Origin of the sequence: Streptomyces sp. URMC 123, assembly GCF_051386515.1 — a bacterium.
Classification (GTDB): Bacteria; Actinomycetota; Actinomycetes; order Streptomycetales; family Streptomycetaceae; genus Streptomyces.
In genome coordinates, this window is sequence record NZ_JBPQTV010000309.1 from 1 (window position 1) to 7663 (window position 7663).

The window sequence follows — 7663 nt, forward strand, 5'->3', positions numbered from 1 at the left end:
GTCACAGCACCGCCGCGCCACCCCTGAGCCGCCCTCCGAAGGACACACCACCATGGCCGCCTCCCCTGATCAGCCGGCTGCCACCACGGCCCGCCGCAAGACCGGACGCCACCGCGGCGAGGGTCAGTGGGCCGTGGGGCACTTCACCCCGCTCAACGGCAACGAGCAGTTCAAGAAGGACGACGACGGTCTCAATGTGCGGACACGCATTGAGACGATCTACTCCAAGGCCGGGTTCGACTCCATCGACCCCAACGACCTGCGCGGCCGGATGCGCTGGTGGGGGCTGTACACCCAGCGCAAGCCCGGCATCGACGGCGGCAAGACCGCCATCCTGGAGCCCGAGGAGCTGGACGACTCCCACTTCATGCTCCGGGTGCGGATCGACGGCGGTCGGCTGACCACCCGTCAACTGCGGGTGATCGGCGAAATATCTCAGGAGTTCGCCCGGGGCACAGCGGACATCACCGACCGGCAGAACATCCAGTACCACTGGATCAGGATCGAGGACGTCCCGGAGATCTGGCGCCGGCTGGAGGCCGTGGGGCTGTCGACCACCGAGGCGTGCGGTGACACCCCCCGCGTGATCCTCGGCTCGCCGGTCGCCGGGATCGCCGCCGACGAGATCATCGACGGCACCCCGGCCATCGAGGAGATCCACCGGCGGTTCATCGGCAACAAGGACTTCTCCAACCTGCCGCGCAAGTTCAAGTCCGCGGTGTCCGGTTCGCCGCTGCTGGACGTGGCCCACGAGATCAACGACGTGGCCTTCGTCGGGGTGCGCCACCCCGTGCACGGGCCGGGCTTCGACCTGTGGGTCGGCGGCGGTCTCTCCACCAACCCGAAGATCGGCGTGCGGCTGGGCGCCTGGGTGCCGCTGGAGGACGTGCCCGACGTCTACGGCGGTGTGATCGGCATCTTCCGCGACTACGGCTATCGCCGGCTGCGCAACCGGGCCCGGCTGAAGTTCCTGGTCGCCGACTGGGGCGCGGCGCGGTTCCGCGAGGTGCTGGAGCGGGAGTACCTGCTGCGCCCGCTGCTCGACGGCCCGGCGCCGGAGCAGCCCGTGGAGCGGTGGCGGGACCATGTGGGCGTGCACCGGCAGAAGGACGGCCGGTACTACGTCGGCTTCGCCCCGCGCGTGGGCCGGGTCGACGGCGCCACCCTCACCAAGATCGCGGAGCTGGCCGAGGCCCATGGCTCCGGCCGGCTGCGGACCACGGTCGAGCAGAAGATGATCGTCCTCGATGTGACCGAGGACCGGGTGACCTCGCTGGTGGAGGGGTTGGAGGCGCTGGACCTGCGGGTCGGGCCGTCGCCCTTCCGGCGCGGCACCATGGCCTGCACCGGCATCGAGTTCTGCAAGCTCGCCATCGTCGAGACCAAGGCGCGCGGCGCGTCGCTCATCGAGGAACTGGAGCGCAGGCTGCCGGAGTTCGACGAGCCGATCACCATCAACATCAACGGCTGCCCCAACGCCTGTGCGCGCATCCAGGTGGCGGACATCGGTCTCAAGGGCCAGTTGGTGCTGGACGCGGACGGCCGCCAGGTCGAGGGCTTCCAGGTGCACCTGGGCGGAGCGCTCGGGCTGGAGGCCGGATTCGGCCGCAAGGTGCGGGGGTTGAAGGTCACCTCCGCCGAACTGCCCGACTACGTCGAGCGGGTGCTGCGGCGCTTCCTGGCGGAGCGCTCGGACGGCGAGCGGTTCGCCCAGTGGGCGTCGCGCGCCTCCGAGGAGGCCCTGTCGTGACCGGATCACCCGTCGGAGCGCACACCGGACACACCCCGGCACCCGCCGGACACACCGCGGCACCCACCGCAGCGCACACCGAACACACCGCGGCACCCCAGGGCGAGGGGGCGCGGCCATGAGTGAGCGAGCCGCCCCGTTCCACTGCCCGTACTGCGGGGACGAGGACCTGCGCCCGTCCGAGGCGGGCCACGGCGCCTGGGAGTGCGGCGCGTGCAACCGCGCGTTCCGGCTGTCCTTCCTGGGGCTGCTGGCGAAGGGCCTGACCTCCCCGCACGGCACGGAAGGAGACGGAGCATGACCCCCGCGGCCCCCCACCGCACCGACGACGACCTGCGGCTCCTCGCCGAGCGGGCCGGCCGCGACCTGGAGGAGGCCCCCGCCCCGGAGATCCTGCGCTGGGCCGTCGACACCTTCGGCGCCCGCTTCTGCGTGACCTCCTCCATGGAGGACGCCGTCGTGGCCCATCTCGCGGCCGGGGTGCGCCCCGGCGTGGACGTGGTGTTCCTGGACACCGGCTACCACTTCCCGGAGACGATCGGCACCCGGGACGCCGTCGAGGCCGTCCTGGACGTCCGGGTCCGCACCCTCACCCCCCGGCTGAGCGTCGCCGAGCAGGACGCCGCGTACGGGCCGCGGCTGCACGACCGCGACCCCGACCTGTGCTGCGCGCTGCGCAAGGTGGAGCCGCTGGAGGAGGGCCTGGCGGACTACGACGCCTGGGCAACCGGGCTGCGCCGCGACGAGGCGCCGTCCCGGGCGGGCACCCCGGTCGTCGGATGGGACGAGCGGCGGCGGAAGGTGAAGGTCTCCCCGATCGCGCGCTGGACCCAGGACGACGTGGACGCCTATGTCGCCGAGCACGGGGTGCTCACCAACCCGCTGCTGATGGACGGGTACGCCTCCATCGGCTGCGCGCCCTGCACCCGCCGGGTGCGCCAGGGCGAGGACGCCCGGGCCGGCCGGTGGGCGGGCCGGGCCAAGACCGAGTGCGGGCTGCACGGATGAACGACCGGGAGACGACGATGAGCACGACCGACCGGGGGTCGGGGGCCACGGTGTGGCTCACGGGCCTGCCGAGCGCGGGGAAGACCACGATCGCCCGCGCCCTGGCGGAGCGGCTGCGCGCCGAGGGCCGCCGGGTGGAGGTGCTGGACGGCGACGAGATACGGACGTTCCTCTCCGCGGGGCTCGGCTTCGACCGGGCGGACCGGCACACCAATGTGCAGCGCATCGGCTTCGTCGCCGAACTGCTGGCCTCGCACGGCGTGCTGACCCTGGTGCCGGTGATCGCCCCCTACGCGGACTCGCGGGAGGCGGTGCGCAAGCGCCACGAGGCGGCCGGCACCCGCTATCTGGAGGTGCACGTGGCGACGCCGCTGGAGGTGTGCGCGGCCCGCGATGTGAAGGGCCTCTACGCCCGGCAGGCCGCTGGGGAGCTGTCCGGGCTGACCGGGGTCGACGACCCGTACGAGCCGCCGGACCACCCCGATCTGCGGCTGCACACCCACGAGCAGGGCGTCGAGGAGTCCGCGCGAGCGCTGTACGCGCTGCTGACCGAGGAGGGGGCCCTGTGAGCGGGCGCATCGTCGCGGCCGACGCGCCGGAGCTGCGGGACGAGCCGTACGACAACCCGTACGCGCTGACGCACCTGGCGGCGCTGGAGTCGGAGTCGGTCCACATCTTCCGGGAGGTGGCCGGGGAGTTCGAGCGGCCGGTGATCCTCTTCTCCGGCGGCAAGGACTCCATCGTGATGCTGCACCTGGCGCTGAAGGCGTTCGCGCCGGCGCCGGTGCCCTTCGCGCTGCTGCACGTGGACACCGGGCACAACTTCCCCGAGGTGCTGGAGTACCGCGACCGGGTGGCCGCCGAGCACGGGCTGCGGCTGCACGTGGCCTCCGTGCAGGAGTTCATCGACGACGGGCGGCTGCGCGAGCGCCCCGACGGCACGCGCAACCCCCTGCAGACCGTGCCGCTGCTGGAGGCCATCTCCGCGCACCGCTTCGACGCGGTGTTCGGCGGCGGGCGGCGCGACGAGGAGAAGGCGCGGGCGAAGGAGCGGGTGTTCTCCCTGCGCGACGAGTTCGGCGGCTGGGACCCGCGCCGGCAGCGGCCGGAGCTGTGGCAGCTGTACAACGGCCGGCACTCCCCCGGCGAGCACGTCCGGGTGTTCCCGCTGTCGAACTGGACCGAGCTGGACGTCTGGCAGTACATCGCCCGGGAGAAGATCGAGCTGCCGGCCATCTACTACGCCCACGAGCGGGAGGTGTTCCGGCGCGGCGGCATGTGGCTGGCGCCCGGCGCCTGGGGCGGTCCGCGCGACGACGAGCCGGTGGAGCGCCGGCGGGTGCGCTACCGGACCGTCGGCGACATGTCCTGCACCGGGGCGGTGGAGTCCGACGCGGTGACCGTCGACGAGGTCATCGCCGAGATCACCGCCTCCCGGCTGACCGAGCGCGGCGCCACCCGCGCCGACGACCAGCTCTCGGAGGCCGCCATGGAAGACCGCAAGCGCGAGGGGTACTTCTAGCCATGACCAGCGTTCTCGCCCCCCGCGACGGGGCCGCCACCTCGCTGCTGCGGTTCGCCACGGCCGGCTCGGTGGACGACGGCAAGTCCACGCTCGTGGGCCGTCTGCTGCACGACTCGAAGTCCGTGCTCACGGACCAGCTGGAGGCGGTGGCCCACGCCTCCCGCGGCCGGGGCGCCTCGGCCCCCGATCTCGCGCTGCTCACCGACGGGCTGCGCGCGGAGCGGGAGCAGGGCATCACCATCGATGTCGCCTACCGCTACTTCGCCACGGCCCGGCGCCGCTTCATCCTCGCCGACACACCGGGGCATGTGCAGTACACCCGCAACATGGTGACCGGCGCGTCCACCGCGCAGCTCGCCCTGGTGCTGGTGGACGCCCGCAACGGCGTGGTGGAGCAGACCCGCAGACACGCCGCGCTCGCCGCCCTGCTGCGCGTTCCGCACCTCGTGCTGGCGGTCAACAAGATGGACCTGGTGGGCTACGCCGAGCCGGTCTTCACCGCGATCGCCGAGGAGTTCACGGCGTACGCCACCTCGCTGGGCGTGCCGGAGGTGACCGCCGTCCCGCTGTCGGCCCTGGCCGGGGACAATGTGGTCGTCCCCTCCCGGAACATGGACTGGTACGGCGGCCCGACGGTGCTGGAGCACCTGGAGTCGGTGCCGGTGGGCCACGACCCGTCGGCCGAACCGGCCCGCTTCCCGGTGCAGTACGTCATCCGGCCGCGGACCGCCGCCCACCCCGACTACCGGGGCTACGCGGGGCAGATCGCCTCCGGGGTGCTGCGCGTGGGCGACGCCGTCACCGTGCTGCCGTCGGGCCGCACCACCACCGTCGCCGGCATCGACGCGCTGGGCGAGAGCGTGGACGTGGCGTGGGCCCCGCAGTCGGTGACCGTGCTGCTCGCCGACGACCTCGACGTCTCCCGGGGCGACCTCATCGTTCCCGCGGCCGCCGCGCCCGCCACCACGCGGGAGGTGACGGCGACCGTCTGCCACCTCCACGACCGTCCGCTGCGCACCGGCGACCGGGTGCTGCTCAAGCACACCACCCGCACGGTCAAGGCGATCGTCCAGGACATCCCGTTCCGGCTCGGCCTCGACGACCTCGCCCGGCACGCCTCCCCCGGTGGGCTGGCCGCCAACGACATCGGCCGGGTCGTGGTGCGCACCGCGGAGCCGCTCGCCCTCGACGCGTACGCCGACTCCCGGCGCACCGGGTCGTTCCTGCTGATCGACCCGGCGGACGGCGCCACGCTGACGGCGGGCATGGCGGGGGACGCGTACGCGGACGCGCCGGCGGCCGTCGCGGGCCGGGGCGCGGACGCGGCGCAGGCCGACAGCGCGCAGGCCGACAGCGCGTGGGACTTCTGATGCGCCGAACCGACAAACGACGGCCGCTCGTCGCCGCGCTCGTCCTCCCCCTGCTCGTGGGGGTCCTCGGCGCCTGTGGTTACGGCTCGCGGGCCGAGAAGGGCGGCGGCGCGGACCCGGTCGCCGCCCAGGGGACGCGGATCGACGGCCTCGACGAGGTCCGCATCGGCTACTTCGCCAATGTCACCCACGCCACCGCGCTGGTCGGCACCGGCAAGGGCTTCTTCCAGAAGGAGCTGGGCGGCACCAAGGTCAGGAGCCAGGTCTTCAACGCCGGCCCGTCCGAGATCGAGGCGTTGAACGCCGGCGCCATCGACATCGGCTGGATCGGCCCCTCCCCGGCGATCAACGGCTATGCCAAGGCCAAGGGGAAGAACCTGAGGATCGTGGCGGGCTCCGCGTCCGGGGGCGTCTCGCTGGTGGTCGACCCCGACCGGATCGGCTCGCTCGACGACCTCAGGGGCAAGCGCATCGCCACCCCCCAGCTCGGCAACACCCAGGACGTGGCCCTGCTGCACTTCCTCGCCGAGCGGAAGCTGAAGGTCGACCCGGCCACCGGCCGGGGCGATGTCACCGTGATCCGCCAGGACAACAAGGAGATCCCGACCAGCTTCGAGCGGGGCGACCTCGACGGGGCGTGGGTGCCCGAGCCGACCGCCTCCCGGCTGGTCGCGGCCGGCGGGACCGTGCTGCTGGACGAGCGGAAGCTGTGGCCGGAGGGCCGGTTCGTGATCACCAATGTGATCGTCTCGCAGAAGTTCCTCAGGGAGCACCCGAAGGTGGTGGAGGCGGTGCTGCGCGGCTCGGTCCGCACCAACGCCTGGATCGGGCAGCACCCGGACGAGGCGAAGCGGGCCGTCGACGACCGGCTGCGGGCGGTGTCCGGCAAGCCGCTGCCGCAGAAGGTGCTCGACCCGGCCTTCCGCAACGTCGACGTGCTGGACGACCCGCTCGCCGCCACCCTGCGCGAGCAGGCCGACCACGCCGTCTCCGCAGGGCTGCTGGACTCCGTGGACCTGCGCGGCATCTACGACCTGACGATCCTCAACAAGGTGCTGGCGGCGGAGGGCAGGCCCGCCGTGGACGACGCCGGTCTCGGCAGCACGTGATCCGTTGAACCGTCCGCCGTGACCGGATGGAACGCCCCGGAGGAGACAGCAGATGACCATCACCACTCTCGAAGGCCCGCGCACCGGTGTCGACGGCGGCGCGGTGCCCGCCCCCGCCGCCCGGCTGACCCATGTGTCGAAGTCGTTCGGCGGCGCCCCGGGCGGGCAGCAGGTGCTGGACGACATCGGCCTGGAGGTCGCGCCCGGCGAGTTCGTCTGTCTCCTGGGCGCCTCCGGCTGCGGCAAGTCCACCCTGCTCAATCTGGTGGCCGGGCTGGAGCGGCCGTCCGCCGGCACCATCGAGCTGCCCGGGGGCCACCGCCCCGCCCTGATGTTCCAGGAGCACGCGCTGTTCCCCTGGCTGACGGCGGGCCGCAACATCGAACTGGCGCTGCGGCTGCGGGGCGTGCCCAAGGCCGACCGGCGCGCCGAGGCCGAGCGGCTGCTGGACCTCGTACGGCTGCGGGGCGCGTACGGCAAGCGGGTGCACGAGCTGTCCGGCGGCATGCGCCAGCGGGTCGCCCTGGCCCGCGCGCTGGCGCAGGACAGCCGACTGCTGCTGATGGACGAGCCGTTCGCGGCGCTCGACGCCATCACCCGCGATGTGCTGCACGAGGAACTGACCCGGATCTGGGCCGAGACGCGGGTCTCCGTCCTGTTCGTCACGCACAACGTGCGGGAGGCGGTGCGGCTGGCGCAGCGCGTGGTGCTGCTGTCGTCCCGGCCGGGCCGGATCGCCCGCGAGTGGCGGGTGGACATCCCGCAGCCGCGGCGCATCGAGGACGCGGCCGTCGCCGCCCTGTCCGTGGAGATAACCGAACAGCTGCGGGGGGAGATCCGCCGGCATGGCCAGCACTGAGACGGGGACCGAGGGGGCGGGAGCCGCAGGTAGGGCCGGGGC

General features: G+C 73.1%; 8 protein-coding genes. All 8 read left to right on the forward strand.

Annotated elements, in window-relative coordinates:
• Positions 1-52: 52 nt before the first annotated feature.
• Positions 53-1750 carry a nitrite/sulfite reductase gene (locus tag ACSNOD_RS25670; RefSeq protein ID WP_436769433.1) on the forward strand — a complete coding sequence of 566 codons (1698 nt, stop codon included), beginning with the start codon at positions 53-55 and terminating at the stop codon, positions 1748-1750.
• Between the two features lie 118 nt (positions 1751-1868).
• A complete protein-coding gene (locus tag ACSNOD_RS25675; RefSeq protein ID WP_436769427.1) occupies positions 1869-2051 on the forward strand; it encodes a hypothetical protein in 183 nt (60 codons plus the stop codon).
• On the forward strand, positions 2048-2758 hold the full coding sequence (locus ACSNOD_RS25680) for a phosphoadenylyl-sulfate reductase (RefSeq protein WP_436769428.1): 711 nt from the start codon (positions 2048-2050) through the stop codon (positions 2756-2758). Before ACSNOD_RS25675 ends, ACSNOD_RS25680 begins: the two co-directional genes overlap by 4 nt.
• A gap of 17 nt (positions 2759-2775) precedes the next feature.
• Entirely contained in the window at positions 2776-3327 is a 552-nt protein-coding gene (gene cysC, locus ACSNOD_RS25685) for an adenylyl-sulfate kinase (RefSeq protein ID WP_436769429.1), read from the forward strand.
• Positions 3328-3335: 8 nt separating this feature from the next.
• Positions 3336-4280 carry a sulfate adenylyltransferase subunit CysD gene (cysD, locus tag ACSNOD_RS25690; RefSeq protein WP_436769434.1) on the forward strand — a complete coding sequence of 315 codons (945 nt, stop codon included), beginning with the start codon at positions 3336-3338 and terminating at the stop codon, positions 4278-4280.
• 2 nt (positions 4281-4282) lie between these two features.
• A complete protein-coding gene (locus ACSNOD_RS25695) occupies positions 4283-5653 on the forward strand; it encodes a sulfate adenylyltransferase subunit 1 (RefSeq protein WP_436769430.1) in 1371 nt (456 codons plus the stop codon).
• Complete coding sequence (locus tag ACSNOD_RS25700) at positions 5653-6762, forward strand: aliphatic sulfonate ABC transporter substrate-binding protein (RefSeq protein ID WP_436769431.1); 1110 nt, start codon at positions 5653-5655, stop codon at positions 6760-6762. The genes ACSNOD_RS25695 and ACSNOD_RS25700 overlap by 1 nt, the downstream gene beginning before the upstream one ends.
• Positions 6763-6814: 52 nt before the next feature.
• The gene (locus ACSNOD_RS25705) at positions 6815-7621 is read left to right on the forward strand and encodes an ABC transporter ATP-binding protein (protein WP_436769432.1); all 807 of its coding nucleotides are present in this window, start codon (positions 6815-6817) and stop codon (positions 7619-7621) included.
• Positions 7622-7663: the final 42 nt, after the last annotated feature.